This window comes from Gordonia sp. Z-3 (genome assembly GCF_036233855.1).
Taxonomy (GTDB): Bacteria; Actinomycetota; Actinomycetes; order Mycobacteriales; family Mycobacteriaceae; genus Gordonia; species Gordonia tangerina.
Genome location: NZ_JAZARS010000003.1, coordinates 294628 through 318258, shown reverse-complemented (window position 1 = coordinate 318258; position 23631 = coordinate 294628). Strand labels below are relative to the sequence as shown.

Below are 23631 nucleotides of genomic sequence, written 5' to 3'. Positions count from 1 at the left end.
GACTCGCCACAGGCGACAATGGTGACGTGATCCGCATGTTCTTCGACTGTGACACCGGCATCGACGATTCGGTCGCGCTGCTCTATCTGTTGGCACGCCGCGACGTCGACGTGGTCGGGATCGCTTCGACCGCCGGAAATGTACCCGTCGATGTGGTGACGGCCAACAATCTCGCGTGGCTCGAACTGTGCGGCCGGACCGATGTGGCGGTCCATGTGGGTTCGCCGGTACCGCTGGCGGCCGAACTGATGACGACCGAGGACACCCACGGTCCGCTGGGCGTCGGATACGCCGAACTCCCGGTGGCCACCGTCGGCCCGAGCACCACCGATGCCGCCGATGCATGGATCGAGGCTGCGGCGACACATCCGGGAGAGCTGATCGGCGTGGTGACCGGACCGCTGACGTCGCTGGCGACCGCGATCCGTCGTGACCCGGCGCTGCCCGGCCGCCTCGCCCGGTTGGTGATCATGGGCGGCGCGTTCCACGTGCACGGCAACACGACGCCGACATCGGAATGGAACATCGCGGTCGACCCGGAGGCGGCCGCCGAGGTGTTCGCGGCGTGTGGTTCGGAGGGTGTCGGCGCCCCGATCGTGTGCCCTCTGGATCTGACGGAGTCGGTGGCGCTCACCCCCGATCATCTCGTCCGACTGGCCGCGGCGGCCGGCAGCGAGCCGGTGGAGTGTCCCGACCCCACCGACGAACCAGGGTTGCGATCCGTTGCCGACAACGAGGTGATCCGTCACCTGGTCGACGCCCTGCGCTTCTACCTCGAGTTCCACCATGCCCATGACGAGGGCTACCTCGCACACCTCCACGACCCGTTCGCGGTGATGGTCGCGCTCGCTCCCGACATCGTGGAGACGGTGCCGGCGCGGGTCGACGTCGAGTTGGTCGGAAGGCTCACCCGGGGCATGACCGTCGCCGACGAGCGCTCCATGACCGGTGAGCCCAATGCCCGTATCGCCACGTCGACCGACGTCGAGGCCGTGCTCGACGACCTGATCGAGACGATCGGCGGTTTCGCCAAATCGGTTGCCCAATCAGGCAATCCGGGCATCGTGACCGGAGGGGGCATCGATCCGGTGCACTGAGGTCGGGTGCGGGCGTAGCGTCGAGGTGTGACCAGACTCGGCTATCAGATCCCCAATTTCACCTATCCCGGCGTTGCGCCCGACCAGCTGTTCGGCACTGTCGTCGCCCAGGCGGTCGACGCCGAGAACTCGGGCTTCGACACCGTTCTGGTGATGGACCACTTCTACCAGTTGCCCATCCTGGGCGAACCCGACGAGCCGATGTTCGAGTGCTACACGTTGCTGTCGGCGCTCGCTCAGCACACCTCGACGGTTCGTCTGTCGTCGCTGGTGACCGGGAACACCTACCGTAATCCCGCCTTGCTCGCAAAGACGGTCACCGCACTGGACATCGTGTCGGGTGGCCGCGGCCAGCTCGGCATCGGTGCCGGCTGGTTCGAACTCGAACATGATTCCCTCGGTTTCGAGTTCGGCAGCTTCTCCGATCGGTTCGAGAAGCTCGAGGAGTCCTTGCAGATCGTGCTGGGCATGTTCGACGGCGCTCGGCCGAGTCTCGACGGCAAGTGGTATCGCGCGCACGAGGCCGTCAATGTGCCTGCACCGCTGTCAAAGATCCCGGTCATGATCGGCGGCGGCGGTGAGCGTAAGACGTTGCGGTTGGTCGCCCAGTACGCCGACGAGTCGAACCTGATCTGCGCCGTAGAGGACATCGGTCGCAAACTCGAGGCGTTGGCCGGGCACTGTGCACGCCTCGGCCGCGACCGGTCGGAGATCAGCGTCAGCCTCCAGACCTCGGCATGCATCGCACCCACCCACGACGAGGCCGTCGCGGAGTACGAGGCATATCTGGCCCGCAATCCGGCTGCCGAGGTGCGCCGCGGATCCGCCGTCGTCGGCGATCCGGATGAGGTCGGCGCCCGCTACGCCGAGTTGCTGGCCACCGGCGTGGACGGTTTCACCGTCAACGCTCCGGCCAACGGCCACGTGCCCGGGCGGGTGTCACTTCTCGGCCAGACCCTCGCCCCACTCATCAGCTGACACCGCCCCCGCCGGCCGGGCGCTACATTCCGGTGGTCACTCGTCACGCTGATCGAACGCGTCGACGATCTGTTGGGCTGCCAGCGCCGGCGTCAGATCGCCCGTGCGCACCTGCTGCTCGACGTCGCGCCGGATCGCGCGCACCTGCGGGCTGTCGGCCAGGCGCGTCAGCACGAAATCGTTCACCATCGCCCAGGTCCAGTCGATCTGCTGCTGATTTCGGCGGGCCGCGAACTCGCCTGCGTCCGAGAGGGTCTGGTTGTGTTCGCACACCGCGTCCCAGTACTCGGCGACGCCGGTCTGCTCGAGCGCACTCATCGTCAGCACGGGCGGAACCCACAGCGCGTCGTGCGGATAGATGAGTTTCAGCGCGTTCGTCAACTCTCGCGCAGCACCCTTGGCCTCGTTCAGGTGTTTGCCGTCGGCTTTGTTCACCACCACGACGTCGGCGAGTTCCAGCACGCCTTTCTTGATGCCCTGCAACGAATCCCCGGTACGCGCCAGCGTGAGGAAGGTGAAGGTGTCCACCATGTTGGCGACCGTCACCTCCGACTGTCCCACCCCGACGGTCTCGACGAGCACCACGTCGAAACCGGCGGCCTCGACCAGCACGATGGTCTCGCGCGTGGCCTTGGCGACACCGCCCAGCGTGCCGGAGGTGGGCGACGGTCGAATGTAGGCGTTCGGGTTCGTCGAGAGTCGGCCCATCCGGGTCTTGTCTCCGAGGATCGAACCGCCGGTGCGTGTCGACGACGGATCCACCGCCAGGACCGCCACCTTGTGGCCCTGCTCAATGAGATACATCCCGAGCGCTTCGATTGTGGTGGACTTCCCCACCCCCGGGACCCCGGTGATGCCAACGCGAAAAGAACCGCCCGAATGCGGCGTCAGCCGCAGGAGCAAATCCTGTGCCGCTGCCCGATGATCCGGTCGGGTCGACTCCACCAGCGTGATCGCCCGTGCCAGGTCGGCCCGCCGATCATCGAGAACACCCTTTTCGAGTGCATCGATGTCGATCCGCCGACGTGCGGCCGACCTCGCAAGGTTGTCGTCGGAGGTCACTCGGCGGCGACCCCGGCAAGTTCATGCCCCAGGCCGGTGGCGAGTTTGGTGACCAGTTCCACCGCCGAGTCGGCGATCACGGTGCCCGGCGGGAAGATCGCCGACGCGCCGGCGGCATAGAGATCGTCGAAATCGCCCGGCGGGATCACGCCACCCACCACGATCATGATGTCCGGTCGTCCCACATCTGCGAGGGCCTGCTTGAGCGCCGGCACCAGGGTCAGGTGTCCGGCCGCAAGCGAGGAGACACCGACGACGTGCACATCGTTGTCCGCCGCCTGCGCGGCGACCTCCTCCGGGGTGGCGAACAGCGGGCCCACGTCGACGTCGAAGCCGAGGTCGGCGAACGCGGTGGCGATCACCTTCTGACCGCGATCGTGACCATCCTGTCCCATCTTGGCGACCAGCACACGAGGCCGACGTCCCTCGGCGTCGGCGAACTGCCGGACGACCTCGGTCGCCGCGTCGACGCTCTTCACCTCGCCCGCCTCATGTCGATACACCCCGCTGATGGTCTTGATCTCTGCCTGATGGCGACCATAGACCTTTTCCATCGCCTCGGAGATCTCACCGACGGTCGCCTGGTGGCGAGCGGCCTCGATGGCCAGGGCCATCAAGTTGTTCTCCAACCCACCCTCGTCGGACGCCGCCGCGCGGGTGAGATCGGCCAGGGCGGCCTGCACAGCGGTCTCGTCACGCTCGGCACGCAGCCGCTGCAGCTTCTCCAGCTGTTCGGCACGCACCTTCGAGTTCTCGACCTTGAGGACCTCGATCTCCTCGTCGTCGGCGACCTGGTATTTGTTCACGCCGACGAGCGGCTGACGTCCGGAGTCGATACGAGCCTGGGTGCGGGCAGCCGCCTCCTCGATGCGCAACTTCGGCAGCCCCTCGTTGATGGCCTGCGTCATCCCGCCGGTCTCCTCGACCTCGCGGATGTGCGCGCGGGCCTTCTGCGCCAGCTGGTGGGTCAACCATTCCACGTAGTTGGAGCCGGCCCATGGGTCGATCGAACGGGTGGTCCCGGATTCCTGCTGCAACAGCAGCTGAGTGTTACGCGCGATGCGGGCCGAGAAGTCGGTGGGCAGCGCGATCGCCTCGTCGAGGGCGTTGGTGTGCAACGACTGGGTGTGCCCCTGTGTCGCCGCCATCGCCTCGACGCACGTGCGCGCGACGTTGTTGAACACGTCCTGCGCGGTCAGCGACCAACCGGAGGTCTGTGAATGTGTACGCAGCGACAGCGATTTCGGATTCTTCGGAGAGAACTCGGCGACCAGCTCGCTCCACAGCAGACGTGCCGCACGCAGTTTGGCGACCTCCATGAAGAAGTTCATGCCGATACCCCAGAAGAACGACAGCCGCGGCGCGAACTTGTCGATGTCGAGCCCGGCTTCCAGTCCGGCGCGGATGTACTCGACACCGTCGGCGAGGGTGTACGCCAACTCCAGGTCGGCGGTCGCACCTGCCTCCTGGATGTGGTAGCCGGAGATGGAGATCGAGTTGAACTTCGGCATCTTCTGGCTGGTGTACTCGAAGATGTTCGAGATGATCCGCATCGACGGCTTCGGCGGATAGATATAGGTGTTGCGGACCATGAACTCTTTGAGGATGTCGTTCTGAATGGTCCCGGCGAGCTTCTCCGGCGGCACCCCCTGTTCCTCTGCTGCAACGACATACAGCGCGAGGATCGGCAACACCGCACCGTTCATCGTCATCGACACCGAGACCGAACCCAGGTCGATGCCGTCGAAGAGTTGACGCATGTCGAGGATCGAGTCGATGGCCACGCCGGCCATGCCCACGTCGCCGGCGACCCGAGGATGATCCGAGTCGTAGCCGCGGTGGGTGGCCAGGTCGAAGGCCACCGACAGGCCCTTCTGGCCGGCCGCCAGGTTGCGGCGGTAAAACGCGTTGGACTCCGCGGCGGTGGAGAACCCGGCGTACTGGCGGATGGTCCACGGCTGGTTGACGTACATCGTCGGGTACGGGCCGCGGATGAACGGCGCCTCACCTGGGACAGAGTCCAACGGGTAGGGATGCTCGTCGTCGGCGGTCACCGAATCGCGATCGGACCGGGTGTAGATCGGTGCGACATCGATCTGTTCCGGAGTGCTCCAGGTGATCTCGTCGACGGACTGACCCTGCGCCTGCGCCAGACGCTCCAAGGCGGGTCCCCGCGACAGATCGCCACCGGGGGTGGTCGAGTTGAGGTCGACCCCGGCGAAACTCGGTACGGCACCGAAATCCTCGGCGGCGCGGGTTGGTTCGGTCTGGGTCATGATGTCGCTCCCGCCGATGCGTTGGTCAGCTGATCGAGAAGTCCGCGGAGGGTGGCGACGGCATCGATACCGATGCGCAGTGACCCGTCTGGCCGTTGATCATCCGGCCACTCCTTCTCCGGCCCGGCCATCAGGACCGAGGACAGGTCGGTTGCCCGCGCAGCGGCCAGAGCGGCCGCGCCGTCGTCGGCGTAGCGTTGCTTGCTCGCGCACAGCACCGCGATCGAGGCCTGGTGCTCGCGGACCAGTTCGCCGATTTCGTCCGCGCTGACGGGTCCCGGATTGATCGCCGAGATCCCGCCGGCTGCCAGCAGATTGGCGACGAAGGTCGTCCGCGCATTGTGTTCGGCCACCGACCCGAGGGGCAGCATCAGCACCGACGGACGCGCACCGGTAGCGGCCAGGACGCCGTCGGATCGATCCCGCAACTCCTCGAAGACCCGTCCGACCCGTGCGAGCCGTGGCGTGCCCAGCGGTAGGTCTGCGGTGTCCGCGGTCGGCGCACCCAGTGGTTTCTCGTCGAGGTTCGGGAACTCGTTGACGCCGGTCACCGCGATGGTGCGGTGGGCGACCGACTCGTCACGGCGCGCCAAGGAGGCGCCGACGCGATCGCCGATCCACCCTGACTCGAGAACCCGACGGTAGCCGCCGGCGGCCTCGATCTCACCGAATACCGTCCATGCATTGGCGGCCATCTCGTCGGTGAGGGTCTCGACGAACCAGGAGCCGCCGGCCGGATCGAGCACGCGGCCGATGTTGGACTCCTCCAGCAGCAACAGTTGGGTGTTGCGAGCGATCCGGCGCGAGAAGGTGGCACTGGACGTGCGGTGTTCGGCCGGAATCGCGGCGTCGAAGCCGAGGACGGTGACCTGGTCTGCGCCACCGATTCCGGCTCCGAAGGCCGCGATCGTGGTGCGCAGCATGTTCACCCACGGATCACGCTGAGTCTGCATCGACAGATCCGTGACGGCGTGGGTCGCGGCCGCGCCGGCATCGGGGGCACCGACGACCTCGGCAACGCGCGACCAGATCCTGCGCAGGGCACGGAACTTGGCAATGGTGGCGAACTGGTCGTCACCCGCTGACACGGCGAAGGTGATCTGATTCAGGGCGTCCGCCGCCGACATCCCCGCTGCGGTCAGGTCACGCAGGTGGGTGACCGCAGCGGCGACGATCAGTGCGAGTTCCAGTCCGTGGTCGGCGCCCGCGGTCGCGAAATCGGTGCCGTCCACCCGGAAGGTACGGACGCCCGCGCTCGCTTCGGCAGCGATGGCGGTGGCTTCATCGACGTCCACATCGGGTCGGCCGGAGAATGCCGCGGTGAGCGGGGAGAAACCGAATGAAGTGATGGTGGCGACGGTGGGCGTCGGCGCCTCGGGTGCGGCCGAGGCTCGTTGTTGCTGCTCGAGGAGCGCGCGGGCAGCGGCGATGCCATCGGCTCCGGCGTCCACGGTCACCGGAATGAGGTCGAGGTAGACCCCGTCGAGCACGGCATCGAGATCGGTGACGGTCAGCGCACCACCGATACGCAGCCAGAGACCGCTGGTGCCGTTCTCCAGAGCTTCGAGTATCTGCCGATTCACTTCACCCGGCGGGGTGTCGTCATCACCGAACCGCTCGGTGACGCGCCATCCGAGGGTGACGTCGCGGTCGGGGTCCGCACCGCGGACGAACGGAAACCCACCCGGCAGGCCGGACTCAGCGGTCTCGTCCTTGCGCGTATAGAGCGGACGGATACGCAATCCGTCGATGGTTTCGGTCGACAGAAGCTCCTCGGCCGTGGCGGGCAACTCCTCGACGGTCGTCCGTCGAGACTTCGCCACGACCGCGGCTGCAGCCTGTGACCAGGACTGATAGACCTCATCGAGCGACCGGTCGGGCCGGTCGGATGTCGACGCAGTGGTCTGCGACATGGGGCTTGGCACCTCCGTGATGCTCGGGTCGAGCGCGTACCCGACTTTAGCCGAACGCTCGCTCGGCCCACACGGGTGGGCTGTTGTGACAAGGCACACTGCCCCTGCGCAGCTAGAGTGTTGCGGTGCCATCCGAGCCTGCCACCGCCGCCCACCGGCGCCCGTCCGACGACGCGGCGTCCGGCTCGACGACGCGTCGCCGCATCGATCGGCGGGTGGTGCGCCCCGCGCTCACCCTGACCGCAGTGGTAGCGCTGGTGCTGGTGGGTTCCTACCTGATCCCGATCCCGTCGATCGCCGCAGTCCGGACCTGGGGCGAAGGTCTCGGCCCCGCCTTCGTCTGGGCCTTCTTCGGCGCCTACGCCGCCATCACCGTCTTTCCGATCCCCCGGTCTCCGTTCACCGTCATGTCGGGGATCTTGTTCGGCCCGGTCGTCGGGATCACCGGCGCGATGATCGCCTCGACCGTGTCGGCGATGGTGTCGTTCTGGTTGGTGCGCAGAATCGGCCGCGAGCGGGTACGGCCCTATCTGACCAAGCCGGTGGTGCGCTCGGTGGAATACCGGCTACGCAGGCGGGGCTGGTTGGCCGTGGGGTCACTGCGACTGATCGCCGCCTGCCCGTTCTCCGTGGCCAACTATTGTTCGGCGTTGTCGTCGGTCCGCGCAATTCCCTACCTGTTGGCCACCGTCGTCGGCATGGCTCCCGGGACCGTTGCGGTGGTTCTGCTCGGCGATGCGATGGCCGGGCAACGCAATCCGTTACTGCTCGTGCTCAGCGCGTGTTTCTTCGCGGTCGGCATCACCGGACTGATCCTCGATGCGCGGCTGCCGGTGTCGGCCCCTTCGTGACACTCCGGCTGGCGCCTCGTTCCTCAGGGAGCAATGTGAGGCCACGCTTTACGGAGAGCAATGTAAAGCCACGTTCTCAGCGGCTGGTGGGGCTCTCATCACCGGCGTCGGACAGATCCGCTGCCGGACTCGCGCCCCGCTGCCGGTCGGCTTCGAAAGACAGAGCACGGGTGGCCCGTGCGGTGACCTCAGGCGCCACCGGTTTGCGTGCCACTGCCTCTGCTTCGGCGACCGCCTGGGCCACCTTCGGATCCGACGCGAGCGAGAACCAGTCTTCGGTCTCGGATTCGTCGATCGCCGACGGCTCGTCGGCAGTCGGCTCGTAGCGGAACACACCGTCGTCGCCTTGCACGCCGAACGATTTGGCGAAGCCCTGGAGCGCCGAGCCGAAGTCCGACGGCACCACCCACACCTTGCTGCCCTCGCCCTTCGCCATCTCGGGCAACTGCTGCAGGTACTGGTAGGCCAACAATTCGGGCGTGGGTTTGGCGGCCTTGACCGCCGCAAAAGTCTTCTCGATCGCCTTGGCCTCACCTTGCGCCTTGAGGTACGACGCGGCTCGTTCGCCCTGCGCGCGCAAGATCGTCGACTGCCGATCGGCTTCGGCGCCGAGGATCGCGGCTTGCTTGGCGCCCTCGGCCGCGAGGATCTGACTCTGCTTGTTGCCCTCGGCGGTCTTGATGGCCGACTCACGCTGTCCCTCCGCCGAGAGAATGGTCGCGCGCTTCTCCCGGTCGGCCTTCATCTGCTTCTCCATCGATTCCTGGATCGACGGCGGCGGCATGATGCTCTTCAGCTCGACACGGGCCACACGCAATCCCCAGCGTCCGGTGGCCTCGTCGAGCACACCGCGCAGTTGGCCGTTGATGGAGTCGCGGGAGGTGAGGGTTTCCTCGAGCGTCATACCGCCGACGACATTGCGCAGCGTGGTGATGGTCAATTGCTCCACACCTGCGATGTAGTCGTCGATCTCGTAGACCGCCGACCGTGGATTGGTCACCTGGAAGTAGACGACGGTGTCAATGGACAGCGTGAGGTTGTCCTCGGTGATCACCGGTTGCGGGGGGAACGACACGACGCGTTCGCGGATGTCCACTCGGGCGCGGATGCGGTCGATGAAGGGCAGCAGCAGGGTCAGCTGACCCGAGACGGTACGGGTGTAGCGACCGAGTCGTTCGATGACCGCGGCCTCGGCCTGCGGGATGAGGGCCACCGACTTCGCGAGCACCACCACCACGAGCAGTACCAGCACGGCGACCACGATCAGTCCGATGTACTCCATGAGCTACGTCAACCCTTCCATCCGGTCAGCCCTTCCATACGACTGCGGTTGCACCGTCGATCTGCACCACGGTGACCTCGATACCCGGTTCGATGACCTCGCCGGGACCGAGGGTCCGCGCCGACCACACGTCACCGCCGATCTTGACCCGGCCGTCGTGTTCGTCCACCCGTTCGGTGACAACCGCGTGCCGCCCCTCGAGGGCTTCGGTGTTGGTGAGCACCGAGGGCCGATTGAGCATGTGCCGCCGGGCAACCGGGCGAACCACGCCGAGCAACAGCACCGAGGTGACCGCGAACACGACACCGTCCACCCAGATCGGTGTGTCCAGCGCGAAGCTCACACCCGCCGTCGCCAATGCACCCCCACCGAGCATGAGCAGGACCAGATCGCCGACGAACATCTCGGCGATCACGAGGAGCATCGCGGCCACCAACCACAGCAGTGCGGTCATGTCTCCAGTGTGCCAGAGACCACAGGCGGCGCGTTTCGCCCGAATCGGGCAGCGGTCACTGATCCCCGTCGGCGGCGGTGACGAAGTCGATGAGCTCTTCGACCGAGCGCAGAAGTTCGACCTCCAGATCGCGATAGTCGTTGACACCGGCCAGTACCCGACGCCACCCGTCCTGCGGAGTACCCCACCTCAACTGGCTGCAGATGCCTGTCTTCCAGTCGATTCCGCGCGGGATCTGCGGCCAGGCCTCGATGCGTACCGACGCCGGCTTCACCGCCTCCCACACGTCGATGAAGGGATGCCCACACACCAACACGTGCTCGCCGACGGCACCGGTCAACCGCATCTCCTTGGATCCCGCGACCAGGTGATCGACGAGCACGCCCGCACGGCGATGCGGTGCCGGCCCGAACTCCGCGAGCACTCCGGCGAGATTGTCGAGACCGTCGAGACTCTCCACGACGACACCCTCGGCGCGCAGGTCGTCGCCCCAGACCCGCTCGAGCAGCGTCGCGTCGTGCACCCCCTCGACGAATATCCGACTGGCCCGTGCCGTCCTGGCCCGGGTGCGTGGCACTGACCGTGACCCCGACGCGGTGGTGGACGAGACCTGCGGTCCCCGGGTACGCGGGCGCACCAGGGTCACCGGCCGACCGTCGATCAGGAATGCGGCGGGATGCATGAGGAACACCCGGGTGATGCCATGGCGGTCCTCCAACCGCACGAGATCACCGGAGTAACTCTTCTCCAGGCCGACGACAGCACCACAGAATCCGGTCGCCGCGTCCTCGACGACCAGATCGCGCTCGGCGGCGACCTCCGGTGCACGAGGTTTGGCGCGGCGCGGGTTCGCCAGCACATCACGTCCGTATCGGTCTTCGCTCACGATGAGCCACCGTAGAACCCCGCGCCGCCGATTCGGCGCGGGCACGCCGAGTCGGCTGCCAACCCGTGACTCACCTATCGTGGAGAAGCCATGACCAGTACCGACCTCATCACCTCCGGACCACCCGCGTGGCCCGGCTGTGCGCTGGGAACGTGGGCCGCGGCGTGGTTGGCGGGTCGCTGCGCGCCCGACGACGTGACCGACACCCTGAGCGAGTTCGCCGACCGGCACGACGTCGTCCGCACCGCCGACACCAACGGGCCCGACGAACACGCCCGTCTCGGACTCCTCGCCCTGCTCCGTGCCGGCCAGGGACTGTCGGTGCGGCTGCCGACGGCCGGTGATCCGCAAGGCCTGCCGCCGGGTCCGGCCACCGCCGCGGCGCTGATCGCCGGCGAGATTCTGTTGGTGGAGGAACAATCCGACGGCACCACCCTCGGCCTGGTACCGACCTTGGTCGGCGAGACGTGTCGATGGTCGGCGCACCGGTACGATGGCCCGGTGGCGGTCGCCGCGTCGGACTCGTTGGGCCAGATCGAATACGACCTGCGAGAGGCTGTCCGGGAGACCGCCGACGTCGTGGGCACGCTGGGCAGCAGCGGAATCCGGATGAATCCGTCCGCACTGCGCTCGGCTCTGGCCATGCTCACTGCGCGCCACCAGATCACGCTGCCACCCCACGACGACGCGCGGGCCGGTAGGGTGATCGACTCGGCGGCGCGTGTGGAGGCAATCGTCACCCTCGCCGGCGCGCAGGCACCGACATTCGGGATGACCGCGGGACACGTCGAACTCGCCGACGCCCGCCTACGCCGACTCGGTGCGCTGGCGCGGTCCGCCCGTGCGACGGCGGTCAATCAGGTGATCGCCGAGTATCGCCGGCCGAAGTAGGCTCCACTGCGCCAGGCGCGGCGGACGGTCGTGACACCGGCACGCAGCACTCGGAGCGGCATGTTCGGCCGTTGTCGGCACACCCCAGCGCCGTCAAATCCCCACCGCCGTCGGCGTAGTCGGCCACCAGATCGGCGATCATCTCGATGAAGCGCGGGTCGGTGCCGACAGTGTCGGCACGGACGTAATCCAAGCCCAGCTCCCGCGCCTTCTCGGCAGCCTCGTTGTCGAGATCCCAGACCACCTCCAGGTGATCCGAGACGAAACCCACCGGCTGCACGACGACCTGCCGAACACCTTGGGCCCGAAGACTTTCCAGGTGGTCGCAGATATCCGGTTCGAGCCAGGGCACCTGCGGTGGGCCCGAACGCGACTGCCATACCTGATCGAAGTCACGGTAGCCGGCTCGGGTGGCCACCGCGCGTGCGGCGGCCGCGACCTGACGCGAGTACAGCCCTCCCCCGTCCGCGGCCGGGCCGGCCGCGCGGTCCGCGGACAACGGAATCGAGTGCGCTGTGAACACCAGTCGCGGTGCGACGTCGGCGGCCGACAGCTCGCCACGTGCTCGTCCGATCGCGTCTGCAGCGGCCGCGATCATTGCCTCGGCATCCCAGTATTGCGGGATCTTGCGCAGTAGGATCGGGTCGTCGTCGATACTCGCGGGCACGCGCTGCCCGAGGGCGGCGAGCGCCCGCGCGATGTCCTCGTGATACTGACGGCACCCGGAGTACCCGGCCCATGCCGACGTGGGGAAGACCAGCACCCGGCGATGACCGTCGCGATAGATCTTCTCGACGGTGTCCTCGACCAACGGATGCCAATTGCGATTGCCGAAGTACACGGGCAGGCCAATGCCGCGTGCGGTAAACACCGCGCGCAGGGCGTCGATCATCTCGAGATTGAGCCGATTGATCGGCGACACCCCACCGAAGTGCAGGTAGTGTTCGGCCACCGCCTCGAGACGTTCGGGCGGCACGCCCCGGCCCCGGGTGACGTTCTCCAGGAACGGCATCACGTCCTCGGGTCCGTTCGGTCCCCCGAAACTGAGGAACAGGACGGCGTCGAAAGCCTCTCCGGAATCGCTCACTGTGCCGGAAAGTTCTCCGGGAACCAGGTGTTGTGGCTGGCGCCGCCGTCGACGTAGACGATCGAGCCAGTGGTGGCCGGTAGCCAGTCCGACAGCAGCGCGCACACGGACTTCGCGACCACGGTCGGATCCTCGACGTCCCAGCCGATCGGCGAGGCACCGTCCCAGTAGGTGTTGAGCATGTTGAGCTGTTTCGCGTCGTCGGTGGCAGTGCCCGCGATGGCCTTCGCCGCCAACGTCTTGATCGGCCCGGCCGCAACGAGATTCGATCGGATCCGCTTGGCGGTGCCCACTTCCCGGGCAACATAGCGGTTCACCGATTCCAGTGCGGCCTTGGCCACGCCCATCCAGTTGTAATACGGCAGGGCGGTGCGTGGATCGAAGTCCATACCGACGATGGAGCCGCCCTCGTTCATCACCGGTAGCACGGCGCGGGCCAGCGAGGCGTAGCTCCACGCGGAGATCTCGAATGCCTTGGCGGCGTCAGGTCCCGGACCCTCCAGGAACGGCTTGGCATCCGGCCCCATCAGCGTGCGGGGGGCGAACGCGATGGAGTGCATCACGCCGTCCACACCTTCGGGGGCATGTTCACCGATGCGGTCGGCGAGCGCGGCCAGGTCGTCCTCGCTGGTGATGTCGAGGCCGATGGCCGGCGGCACCTCCTGCGGCAGGCGCTTGGCGATCCGGTCGATCAACCGCAACCGCTCGGGAATACCGGTGATGATGACCTTCGCACCCTGCTCCTGAGCCATCGCGGCAGCGTGGAAGGCGATCGAGGCATCGGTGATGATGCCGGTGATGAGGACGGTCTTGCCGTCGAGAATTCCGGTCACGGTTCGCTCCTGAATCTGAGGTGGTGGGTTCGGCGTGCCATCGATGTCAGTTGCCCATGCCCATGCCGCCGTCGACGGGCAGCACGGCGCCGGTGATGTAACCACCTTCGTCGGAGGCGAGGAAGCTGATCGCGGCGGCGACGTCTTCGGGTTTGCCGGTCCGGCCCAGCGGGATGGCCTGCTTGGCCATCTCCACGTAGCGGTCCTCCATCGCAGCGGTCATGTCGGTGTCGATGAAGCCGGGGGCGACGACGTTGGCGGTGATGTTGCGTGAACCCACCTCGCGGGCGATCGACCGTGCCAGCCCGATCAGTCCGGCTTTCGAGGCAGCGTAATTGGCCTGTCCCGGAATGCCCGAGGTCGCGACGACCGAGCCGAGGAAGATCATCCGGCCCCACTTGGCGCGCTGCATGCCCTTCGTCGCGCGTTTGGCGCAGCGGAATGCACCGGTGAGGTTCGCGTCGACAACCTTTTCGAAGGACTCCTCGGACAATCGCATCAGCAGCATGTTGTCGGTGATCCCTGCGTTGGCGACCAGCACCTCCACCGGACCCTGATGCTCGGCGACCTCGTCGAACGCCCGTTCGACCGATGCGTTGTCGGTGACGTCGCACTGCACTGCGAACAACCCGTCAGGGGCACCGGAGCCGCGATGGGTGACCGCCACCTTGTGTCCGTCGGCGGCCAGGCGCCGCGCCACGGCGAGGCCGATGCCGCGATTGCCACCGGTCACCAGGACCGAGCGAGAGACCTGCTGAGCTTCGTTGCTGTCTGCCATGTGGGCCAACTTATCCGTTCGTGCTCTGCGCCAGAGGCGGTGGGATGGGTTTGGTCGGTCGCGCGACTCAGGGCAGGCGTCGGTTGATGGCCAGCGCGGCGAACGCCGAGAGCAGCGCCAACAACGTACCGGCGATCAGCCATGGCCGGGAGTTGTCCCCACGGCGTTTCTCGTAACCGATCTGCTGCTGCAGGGTCTCGTAGACCTTGTTGAGCTCGTCGAGGCTGGCCGCGGTGAAGAACTGACCACTCGAGAGGTTCGCGATCTTGCGCAGCGAATCGTCGTCGACGGGCACCGGCACCTGATCACCTTCGAGGTCAACCGTTCCGGTCATCGTGCCGAAGGAGATCGTCGAGATCGGAATCTTCTCCTCTTTCGCCTTGCGCGCGGCGGTGAATGCGCCACGCGGATCGTCCGGGTCGTCCGGGACGGTTTCCTTTCCATCCGAGAGCAGCACGATCCGTGCGGGCGGCGCCGCCTCGTCCCCACCGAGCACCGCATTGAGGGTCTTGATCTGCTGGATGGCCGCGAAGATCCCCTCCCCTGTCGCCGTGCGGTCGTCGAGCCGCAGTTTGTCGACCGCAGCCTTGGTGGCGTTGTGGTCAGGCGTCGGCGACACCAGGGTCGACGCGGTACCGGCGTAGGAGATGAGACCGAGGTTGATGCCGTCGGTCAGTTCGTCGGCGAAGGTGCGCGCCGCGTCCTGCGCAGCGCGGATACGCGACGGCGCGACATCGGTCGCGTTCATCGATCGCGACACGTCCATCACCAGGATCACCGTCGCCTTGTTCCGCGGCACGCGTCGGTCGGCCTGGGGCGCGGCCACTGCGACCACGAGCAGGGTGAGCGCCACCAAGAGCAGCGCGATGGGAACGTGGCGCCAGCGGTTGCGCTGCGCCGGCGCGACCTGATTGAGCAGGTCCAGATTGGCGAACTTCAGCGCACGCTTGCGCCGCAGCCGCTGAACGTAGATGTAGGCGGCGGCCAGCCCGGCCACGACGAGCAGCAACAGGAGCCACCACGGGCTCGCGAGAATCGACACCCGCTCACCCGACCCCGGCGGCCAGGCCGCGCCGACGCTGCGCGACGAATTTGACGGTGTCGGTGATCCAGTCCCGGTCGGTCTGCAGACTCAGCACCGGCCCGCCGCAGCTGCGGACCGTTCGATGCACCTTCAGTTGGTGATCGCGGGCCGCGGCAGCGAAGTCACGCCGCACCGCGGGGGTGACCGTGATGTCGCGCACCTCGCCGGACTCCGCGTCGGCCAAACTCACCTCACCGACGTCGGGCAGCGTCAGATCACGCGGGTCGAGGACCTCGACCGCGAGCAGTTCGTGATGGGCACCGATGGCCCGCAACGACCGCTCCCAGTCGATCGGGCCGAGGAAGTCACTGACGACGACCGCGAGACCTCGTCGACGTTGCGGTCGGCGAAGCGCCTCGATACCGGCGTGCAGGTCGCCCCGCACGCCGCTCGACGCCCGCGTGGTGGTCGCGAGCGCCTTGAGCAGATTCTGCGCGTGCGCCCGACCGGCGCGGGCCGGTATCCGCACCACCTGATCGCCGGTCACGACGATTGCACCGTGCCGGTTGCCGCCGCCCGAGGTGAGGTGGACGATGGCTGCCGCCGCGGCGACCGCGAGGTCGCGCTTGGTGCAGTTGACTGTGCCGAAATCGAGGCTCGCCGACGCATCGACCACCAGCCATGTCTCGAGCTCACGGTCGGCGATCATCTGTCGTACGTGTGGCTGGGTGGTCCGCGCGGTCACCGACCATTCCATCCGTCGGATGTCGTCGCCGGGCTGATAGGCCCGCGCCTCGCCGGGTTCAGAACCCGGGCCGGGGATCAGACCGAGGTGTTCGCCCTGCAGGACGCCGTCCAGTTTGCGCCGCACGGTCAGCTCGAGCGTCTTGAGCGCAGCGGTCAGCTGCGGTTCGGACAGCAGGCCGGCACCGAGCGACGGCAGATCGCTATTGGCCGGCATACCGTGGCGTCTGGTTCACCGTCGCGCCGTTCGGGTGACCCGGATGCTGTTGTGGCCCAGGGGTAGTCGGTTGTTGTCCCGGCGCCGGACCGGTGTTGACCGGTTGTGCGCCGACCTGTGGCAGTCCCACTGTCTGCAACACCCGGGTGATCACCTGATCGGCATCGACCTCGTCTGCGAGCGCGTCGTAGCTCAGCACAAGTCGATGCCGGAGCACATCGGGCACGATTTCGACGACGTCCTGCGGGATCACGTAGTCGCGGCCGCGGACCAGGGCCAGCGCGCGGGCGGCGGCGACGATACCCAGAGTCGCGCGCGGCGATGCCCCGTAGGACAGCCACGCCGCGACGTCACTCAGGCCCAACTCGGCGGGACGGCGAGTGGCGTTGATGACCCGGACGACGTAGTCGACGAGGGCGTGATGAACGAAGACGTTCGCGGCCGTGCGCTGCAGCCGGATCATCGCTTCCGGGTCGAGGACCTGCGATGCCGACGGCGGCACGTTGCCCATCCGGTAGACGATCTCGCGCTCTTCCTCGACCGACGGGTAGTCGACGAGCACCTTGAACAGGAAGCGATCGCGTTGTGCCTCGGGCAGCGGGTAGACGCCTTCGTTCTCGATGGGGTTCTGGGTGGCCATCACCAGGAACGGATCCGGCATCGGGTACGTGGTGCCGCCGATGGACACATGCCGTTCGGCCATCACCTCGAGCAGCGCGGACTGCACTTTGGCGGGGGCTCGGTTGATCTCGTCGGCGAGCAGGAAGTTGGCCACCACGGGACCGAGTTCGGTGTCGAACTCCTCTTTGCCCTGCCGGTAGATTCGCGTGCCGATGAGGTCGGTGGGGACCAGGTCCGGCGTGAACTGAACGCGGGAAAAGGTGCCACCCACCACGGTCGCGAACGTTTCCACCGCGAGGGTCTTGGCGACGCCCGGCACACCTTCGAGAAGGATGTGTCCGCGTGCCAGCAAGCCGACGAGGATGCGTTCGACGAGCTGATCCTGCCCGACGATGACCCGTTTCACCTCGTAGATCGCGCGTTCGAGCAGCTTGACGTCACTGTCGGACAACATGACCGATCCGTCGGGGCCGGCTCCGCCCGCGGAATCGGCCGGGGGTTGCAATGAGGTCAACCGGTACTCCTGTTCCATCTGCGTGCGCAATCTCGGGTCACGTGCGCCGTGCCTCAGTAGGACCTGCCCGTCCGGGCGGCCTGTCGGTGCCAGCGTAGTCGCGTTGGCTGAACTGCGGCCAAGAAGGTGCCGCGACCGGCAGCGTCGATTCAGAGCAGGCGGACGACGTTGGGCATCGCTCCCGCGGTGCGCAGCGGCGAGACCTTGACGACACTGCCCGACTGCGGCGCCTCGATCATCTTGTTGTCGCCGAGGTACAACGCGACGTGCTGGCTGGCGTTCGGGCCGTAGAAGATCATGTCGCCGCGTTGCATCTGCGACAGCGGGAACTGTGGACCGGAGGTGTACTGGTAGCCGGTGTAGTGCGGCAGTTCGATGCCCACGCCCGCGAAGGCGTAGATCATCAGTCCCGAGCAGTCGTACCCGATCTTGTTGTAGTCGCCGTAGCTGTCGGCGACACCCCCGTCACGGATGCCCCGGGTGGGACCGTTGGCGTCGCCGCCACCCCACGCATATGGCACGTTGAGCTGCGAGAGCGCCCGATTCACGACGATCTCGATGGCCTGGGGACCGCGGAGACCGGGCCTTACCATGCCGCCGCCGCCACCGGACGAACTGCCGAACAGCGAACCCAGGCTGCCGTTGCCGATCACCGAGCTCAGCGAGTCGGGGCCGCTACCGGTCATGTCGGAACCGCCGATGCCGAGCTCGTCGAGGAGTTCTGAATGCGGCATCTGCTGTTGCCCGACGAGTTCGGCCAGCACCTTCTGACCGACATCGAGAGCGAGTTTGGCCGCAGCCGTGGCCGCCACGGCCAAGGCCTGGTTGTCGCCGCCGGGCTCCGCGGGCGCGCCGGGCGCCGCGGGTGTCTGCGGCGAATCGGGGAAGAGGTTCTGCAAGAGCTCGCCGGCCGTGGGGCCCTCGACCGTACGTCGCGGCGCGAGACCCCGGATCTTGTCGAGCGACTGCTGGACCTTGTCGCGCTTCTGGATGAGGGCGGACCGACGCTGCTGCTCCGAGGCGACCGCCGAACGCGCCTGGCTGACCGCGGCGAGCGCGTCGTCCTTGCGGTTGGCTGCGCTCTGGGTGGCGAATGCTGCCTGGCGTTGCGTCGCCTGGACCGCGGAGACCCGGTTGGCCTGTTGGTTTCGGGCCACCTCGAGCCGCTCGATGGTGTCGCGCTGCTGCTTGCCGAGTCGGTCGATGACGGTCATCCGGTCCAGTACCGCACCGGGGTTGTCCGATGAGACGTACTCGGCCATGGAACTGCGAGCACTCCCCTGCCGGTAGACGTCGCGCGCGAACTCGTCGAAGGCCTTCTGCGCCTCGGCGACCTTGCGCCGCGCGTCGGAAAGGGAACGTTTCGCCGACTTCGCGGCGACACTCGCCAAGTGTTCGGCGGCCACGGAGTTCTGGTAGTCCACCAGTGCGCGATTGACGTTTTCCTGACGGACTGCGACCGCGTTGTCGAGATCGGCCAGATTCTGGTTCGCCTTGGCGATCTGATTGATCAGACCGGAGACCTGCGATTGTGCTCCGGTTTTCGGCGCTGCCTGGGCCTGTCCGGCTCCTACGAACCCGAGCACCGTGATGGCCAGCAATGCGCCGATCCGGGCCGCAATCGCGCGTCGGCGGGACCGTTGCGCTCGCGGCGCCGGTGACCCACCGCGCGCCACGCCGGTAGTAGCTCGCCTCACCAGTTCTCCCTCGTCGTTCGCGGCTTACCCGCCACAGCGGATGCGACCTCGCGGTCCGCGCGCTGTGAAGTGATGGGTGCCTGCCCGATCCCGACCCGCCTCGCGACGTGCACCATGCACCACTCGTGGTGCCCTCCATCACTTGGGCACCACTCGTGACAACAGAACCGTACGTCACATCGAACACATCGGAAAACAGCAGTCACGAATTACATTGGCGTGATTACCAGGCAAAATGCCGTGAACTGCCGAAAGGGCGCCGATCGACAAAGGTCTCGAATCGGCAACGAAGAGCGCATCCGGGCGTGCCGCCTACAACTGATGCGGGCGAAGCGATGTATGGGCTACCTCTCCACCGAAGTGGACGCGCGTCTGCGACGGAGTGGGCCGACGCGGTCGCGTCAGGGTAGGTCGCGCGAGAGGTCGGTGGTGCCGGACGCCTGCGCGGTCGATTCCACCGGTGCCGCACCCTCGCCACCGGCTCCCCGTCGGTCCGCACGGGTCGATCGCAGCCGGGCGATGGCCGCCCCGGCCACCACGATGACGATGAGCAGCAGGCTGATGACCGTCCAGTTCAGAGACGGCTCGTTCATCTGATCCCACATCTGACGCGCGGCGAGTGGCGGATCGGTCAGGGTCAGATTGTCGGTCGCTTCTTCCTGCTGGACGCGACTGAAGTGCGGCGAAGCACTGCCCACCGATTGTGGACCGAGCACGATGACGGTCCCACCGACGTCGGCTTGGAGATCGGTGGCGATATCGCGGTAGTACTCGAACTTCAGGGGCCGATCGATCACCACGAAGCTGACCTCCTGCCCATCGGCCTGAGCCTCGGCCACCACTGCGCGCAGGCCGGCGACCTGGCCAGCCGGCGCGGCGACGCCGTCTTCCTGGATGTCGCGCAGGATCGCGGGCATGTCCACGCTCTCGGGAATGACCGAGGGCGCCATCACGCCCATCGGCGGCAGGGCCAAGACATGCTGCGTCGTCGCATCCGGACTCATCTGGCCATCCTCACATCTCTGGGCACCTGAGGGTCGCACACCGCGACACGCAAGGCATCAGCTCGCCGGCAAGGTTTCGCGAGCATTAAATTCGCACGCACAGCGGTGGCCCACCAAACCTCCTGCAGCACCGTACGACAGAATGGGATGGTCCGGAGAATCCCGGGTCGGCTTCGCGCGCCCCGATCCGACACGAGGCGAGCGAGGCTGTTTGTTAACAGTACGTGCGTACTGTTAACATCGGAACTGTCGCCACCTGCCGACGAACAGCGTCAACGCTGGTCGGACATCGGGCGGTGGCAGCCAACGCAGCGAGGTCACACGTTGCTGTAACCACCGACGCAGCCCGTCGGATGAGCAGGCCGGCGCAGCCCGCCGGCACGTTGAGGAGAGTGGACAAGACGTGAGTATCGATTCCTTTGGCGCCAAGGGCACCCTCGAGGTGGGCGACAATTCATACGAGATCTACCGACTGAATGCCGTCGAGGGCACCGGCAAGCTTCCTTATGCGCTCAAGGTCCTCGCCGAAAACCTGCTACGCACCGAAGACGGCGCCAACATCACCTCCGAACACATCGAGGCGATCGCGAACTGGGATCCGAACGCCGATCCGAGCATCGAGATCCAGTTCACCCCGGCCCGCGTGATCATGCAGGACTTCACCGGCGTGCCGTGCATCGTCGACCTCGCGACCATGCGCGATGCGGTCAAGCAGCTCGGTGGGGATCCGGACAAGGTCAATCCACTCGCCCCCGCCGAGATGGTCATCGACCACTCCGTGATCATCGAGGCCTTCGGCAACGCACAGGCCTTCGAACGCAACGTCGAGATCGAATACCAGCGCAACGAAGAGCGCTACAAGTTCCTGCGGTGGGGCCAGGGCGCCTTCGACGACTTCCGCGTCGTCCCGCCGGGCACCGGCATCGTCCATCAGGTCAACATCGAGCACCTTGCCCGGTCGGTCATGGTGCGCGACGGTGTCGCCTACCCCGACACCTGCATCGGCACCGACTCGCACACCACCATGGAGAACGGGCTCGGCGTGCTCGGCTGGGGCGTCGGCGGCATCGAGGCCGAGGCCGCGATGCTGGGCCAGCCCGTGTCGATGCTGATCCCGCGCGTGGTCGGCTTCAAGCTGACCGGCGCCACCAAGCCGGGTGTCACCGCCACCGACGTGGTGCTCACCATCACCGACATGCTGCGTAAGCACGGCGTGGTCGGCAAGTTCGTCGAGTTCTACGGCAACGGCGTCGCCGAGGTGCCGCTGGCCAACCGCGCCACCATCGGCAACATGAGCCCCGAGTTCGGCTCCACCTGCGCGATGTTCCCGATCGACTCCGAGACCGTCAACTATCTCAAGCTGACCGGTCGCTCGCAGGAGACCCTGGACCTCGTCGAGGCCTATGCCAAGGAACAGGGCATGTGGCTGGAAAAGGACGCGGAAGAGGCCCAGTACTCCGAGTACATGGAGCTCGACCTGTCGACGGTCGTCCCGTCCATCGCCGGCCCGAAGCGCCCACAGGACCGCATCGAGCTCTGGGACGCCAAGAATGCGTTCCGCAAGGACATCCACAACTACGTCGAAGAGGGCAACACCCCTGCCCACAATGGTGTCGACGAGGCCAACGAGGAGAGCTTCCCCGCCTCCGACGCACCGTCGGTGAGCCCCGACGCGGCCAAGCTGTCCTTCGCCGACGACGACGAACCCGCCCACAACGCGTCGAAGGGCGCCGAGGGTCGCCCGTCGAAGCCGGTCAAGGTCTCCTCGCCCGAGCGCGGCGACATGGTTCTCGATCACGGCATCGTCACGATCGCGTCCATCACCAGCTGCACCAACACCTCGAACCCGTCGGTGATGCTGGGCGCCGGACTGCTCGCCAAGAAGGCCGTCGAGAAGGGATTGACCGCCAAGCCGTGGGTCAAGACCTCCATGGCCCCGGGGTCGCAGGTCGTGACCGGGTACTACGACAAGGCCGGCCTCTGGCCCTACCTGGAGAAGCTGGGCTTCTTCCTTGTCGGCTACGGCTGCACCACCTGCATCGGCAACTCCGGTCCGCTGCCCGAAGAGATCAGCAAGGCGATCAACGACAACGACCTGACGGCGACCGCGGTGCTCTCGGGTAACCGCAACTTCGAGGGCCGCATCAACCCCGATGTGAAGATGAACTACTTGGCGTCGCCGCCGCTGGTCATCGCCTACGCGCTGGCCGGCACAATGGACTTCGACTTCGAGACCGACCCGCTGGGCACCGACGCCGACGGCAACGACGTCTTCCTCAAGGACATCTGGCCGTCCAACGAGGAGATCTCGCAGACGATCGCGTCGTCGATCTCGGCCGAGCAGTACGCGGCGGACTACGCCGATGTTTTCAAGGGCGACGAGCGCTGGCAGAACCTGCCGACGCCGGACGGCAAGGTCTTCGAGTGGGACGACGAGTCGACCTACGTCCGTAAGCCTCCGTACTTCGACGGCATGCAGACCGAGCCGGAGCCGGTCGCCGACATCTCCGGCGCGCGCGTGCTGGCGAAGCTGGGCGACTCGGTCACCACCGACCACATCTCCCCCGCGTCGACCATCAAGCCGGGAACGCCTGCTGCGCAGTACCTCGACTCACACGGTGTGGCACGCAAGGACTACAACTCGCTGGGCGCCCGTCGCGGCAACCACGAGGTGATGATCCGCTCGACGTTCGGCAACATCCGGCTGGCCAACCAGCTCGTCGACGTCACCGGTGGCTACACCCGCGACTTCACCCAGGACGGCGGCCCGCAGTCGTTCATCTACGACGCGGCGCAGAACTACGCCGCAGCCGGCACCCCGCTGGTCGTGCTGGGCGGCAAAGAGTACGGCACCGGGTCGTCGCGTGACTGGGCCGCCAAGGGCACGAGGCTGCTGGGCGTCAAGGCGGTCATCACCGAGAGCTTCGAGCGCATCCACCGCTCCAACCTCATCGGTATGGGTGTCATCCCGCTGCAGTTCCCGGAGGGTGAGTCGCACAAGTCGCTGGGACTCGACGGCACCGAGACCTTCGACATCACCGGTATCGAGCAGCTCAACTCCGGTACGACGCCGGAGACCGTGCACGTCACCGCCACCAAGGAGGACGGCGCGAAGGTCGAGTTCGACGCCAAGGTGCGCATCGACACCCCCGGTGAGGCCGACTACTACCGCAACGGAGGCATCCTGCAGTTCGTGCTGCGCAACATGATCAAGAGCTGATCACCTCAGCCCTTGACCACGACAGCATGAACACGACAGGGAGCACGAGAAGTGCCCAAGGTCAGTGATGACCGGCTGGCCGCGGGGGGGGGGGGGGGGGGGGGGGGGCCGCCGCCGGCGGGGGGGGGGGGGCGGGGGGCGGGGGGGCCCGCGCCAACCAACACGAGAGGACCCCCGCGGGGGCCCGGGGCCCGGCGGAGCC

Annotated in this window: 19 protein-coding genes; 5 read left to right on the top strand and 14 right to left on the bottom strand. The window is 66.9% G+C overall.

Annotation, left to right across the window (positions count from 1 at the left end):
• The first annotated feature begins 35 nt into the window (after positions 1 to 35).
• Positions 36 to 1097 (top strand): nucleoside hydrolase, encoded by a 1062-nt coding sequence (locus tag VX037_RS05075; protein WP_287016053.1) that lies wholly within the window; start codon positions 36 to 38, stop codon positions 1095 to 1097.
• Positions 1098 to 1124: 27 nt separating this feature from the next.
• Positions 1125 to 2075 (top strand): LLM class F420-dependent oxidoreductase, encoded by a 951-nt coding sequence (locus VX037_RS05070; protein WP_235724857.1) that lies wholly within the window; start codon positions 1125 to 1127, stop codon positions 2073 to 2075.
• A gap of 36 nt (positions 2076 to 2111) precedes the next feature.
• On the opposite strand, the gene meaB is transcribed toward VX037_RS05070, so the two are convergent.
• From meaB to VX037_RS05055, 3 genes are read right to left on the bottom strand one after another with little or no spacing between them, the layout of a single operon-like run.
• Positions 2112 to 3137 carry a methylmalonyl Co-A mutase-associated GTPase MeaB gene (gene meaB / locus VX037_RS05065; RefSeq protein ID WP_287015998.1) on the bottom strand — a complete coding sequence of 342 codons (1026 nt, stop codon included), beginning with the start codon at positions 3135 to 3137 and terminating at the stop codon, positions 2112 to 2114.
• Positions 3134 to 5413 carry a methylmalonyl-CoA mutase gene (scpA, locus tag VX037_RS05060; RefSeq protein WP_328713439.1) on the bottom strand — a complete coding sequence of 760 codons (2280 nt, stop codon included), beginning with the start codon at positions 5411 to 5413 and terminating at the stop codon, positions 3134 to 3136. The genes meaB and scpA overlap by 4 nt, the downstream gene beginning before the upstream one ends.
• On the bottom strand, positions 5410 to 7326 hold the full coding sequence (locus VX037_RS05055; RefSeq protein ID WP_328713437.1) for a methylmalonyl-CoA mutase family protein: 1917 nt from the start codon (positions 7324 to 7326) through the stop codon (positions 5410 to 5412). The genes scpA and VX037_RS05055 overlap by 4 nt, the downstream gene beginning before the upstream one ends.
• 125 nt (positions 7327 to 7451) lie before the next feature.
• Here VX037_RS05055 and VX037_RS05050 point away from each other — a divergent pair, with 125 nt between their 5' ends.
• Positions 7452 to 8177, top strand: coding sequence for a TVP38/TMEM64 family protein (locus VX037_RS05050; RefSeq protein WP_235724863.1), 726 nt, complete (start codon positions 7452 to 7454; stop codon positions 8175 to 8177).
• Between the two features lie 76 nt (positions 8178 to 8253).
• Here VX037_RS05050 and VX037_RS05045 read toward each other — a convergent pair whose 3' ends face one another.
• The 3 genes from VX037_RS05045 to VX037_RS05035 are packed head-to-tail and all read right to left on the bottom strand — an operon-like array spanning position 8254 to position 10799.
• A complete protein-coding gene (locus VX037_RS05045) occupies positions 8254 to 9459 on the bottom strand; it encodes an SPFH domain-containing protein (protein WP_328713435.1) in 1206 nt (401 codons plus the stop codon).
• 25 nt (positions 9460 to 9484) lie between these two features.
• Positions 9485 to 9913 carry an NfeD family protein gene (locus tag VX037_RS05040; protein WP_328713433.1) on the bottom strand — a complete coding sequence of 143 codons (429 nt, stop codon included), beginning with the start codon at positions 9911 to 9913 and terminating at the stop codon, positions 9485 to 9487.
• A gap of 55 nt (positions 9914 to 9968) precedes the next feature.
• Complete coding sequence (locus VX037_RS05035; protein WP_328713431.1) at positions 9969 to 10799, bottom strand: DUF3097 domain-containing protein; 831 nt, start codon at positions 10797 to 10799, stop codon at positions 9969 to 9971.
• 90 nt (positions 10800 to 10889) lie between these two features.
• Here VX037_RS05035 and VX037_RS05030 point away from each other — a divergent pair, with 90 nt between their 5' ends.
• The gene (locus VX037_RS05030) at positions 10890 to 11690 is read left to right on the top strand and encodes a hypothetical protein (RefSeq protein ID WP_328713429.1); all 801 of its coding nucleotides are present in this window, start codon (positions 10890 to 10892) and stop codon (positions 11688 to 11690) included.
• Here the strand turns inward: VX037_RS05030 and VX037_RS05025 are convergent.
• The 8 genes from VX037_RS05025 to VX037_RS04990 all read right to left on the bottom strand — a co-directional run bounded on the left by VX037_RS05025 (position 11653) and on the right by VX037_RS04990 (position 20209).
• Positions 11653 to 12777 carry a ferrochelatase gene (locus VX037_RS05025; RefSeq protein WP_328713427.1) on the bottom strand — a complete coding sequence of 375 codons (1125 nt, stop codon included), beginning with the start codon at positions 12775 to 12777 and terminating at the stop codon, positions 11653 to 11655. The genes VX037_RS05030 and VX037_RS05025 overlap by 38 nt on opposite strands.
• The gene (inhA, locus tag VX037_RS05020) at positions 12774 to 13610 is read right to left on the bottom strand and encodes an NADH-dependent enoyl-ACP reductase InhA (protein ID WP_328713426.1); all 837 of its coding nucleotides are present in this window, start codon (positions 13608 to 13610) and stop codon (positions 12774 to 12776) included. The genes VX037_RS05025 and inhA overlap by 4 nt, the downstream gene beginning before the upstream one ends.
• Before the next feature lie 46 nt (positions 13611 to 13656).
• Complete coding sequence (gene fabG1 / locus VX037_RS05015) at positions 13657 to 14388, bottom strand: 3-oxoacyl-ACP reductase FabG1 (RefSeq protein WP_235724871.1); 732 nt, start codon at positions 14386 to 14388, stop codon at positions 13657 to 13659.
• Between the two features lie 67 nt (positions 14389 to 14455).
• Entirely contained in the window at positions 14456 to 15424 is a 969-nt protein-coding gene (locus tag VX037_RS05010) for a VWA domain-containing protein (protein WP_235724887.1), read from the bottom strand.
• Positions 15425 to 15434: 10 nt separating this feature from the next.
• The gene (locus VX037_RS05005) at positions 15435 to 16373 is read right to left on the bottom strand and encodes a DUF58 domain-containing protein (protein WP_235724872.1); all 939 of its coding nucleotides are present in this window, start codon (positions 16371 to 16373) and stop codon (positions 15435 to 15437) included.
• On the bottom strand, positions 16360 to 17526 hold the full coding sequence (locus VX037_RS05000; protein WP_442903636.1) for an AAA family ATPase: 1167 nt from the start codon (positions 17524 to 17526) through the stop codon (positions 16360 to 16362). Before VX037_RS05000 ends, VX037_RS05005 begins: the two co-directional genes overlap by 14 nt.
• A gap of 131 nt (positions 17527 to 17657) precedes the next feature.
• Positions 17658 to 19205: an NlpC/P60 family protein gene (locus tag VX037_RS04995; RefSeq protein WP_328713424.1), complete on the bottom strand. Its 1548-nt coding sequence runs from the start codon at positions 19203 to 19205 to the stop codon at positions 17658 to 17660.
• A gap of 401 nt (positions 19206 to 19606) precedes the next feature.
• Positions 19607 to 20209, bottom strand: a complete 603-nt coding sequence (locus tag VX037_RS04990) for an Rv1476 family membrane protein (protein ID WP_235724874.1) — start codon at positions 20207 to 20209, stop codon at positions 19607 to 19609.
• A 403-nt stretch (positions 20210 to 20612) separates the two neighbouring features.
• Here VX037_RS04990 and VX037_RS04985 point away from each other — a divergent pair, with 403 nt between their 5' ends.
• Entirely contained in the window at positions 20613 to 23429 is a 2817-nt protein-coding gene (locus VX037_RS04985) for an aconitate hydratase (protein ID WP_235724875.1), read from the top strand.
• Positions 23430 to 23631: the final 202 nt, after the last annotated feature.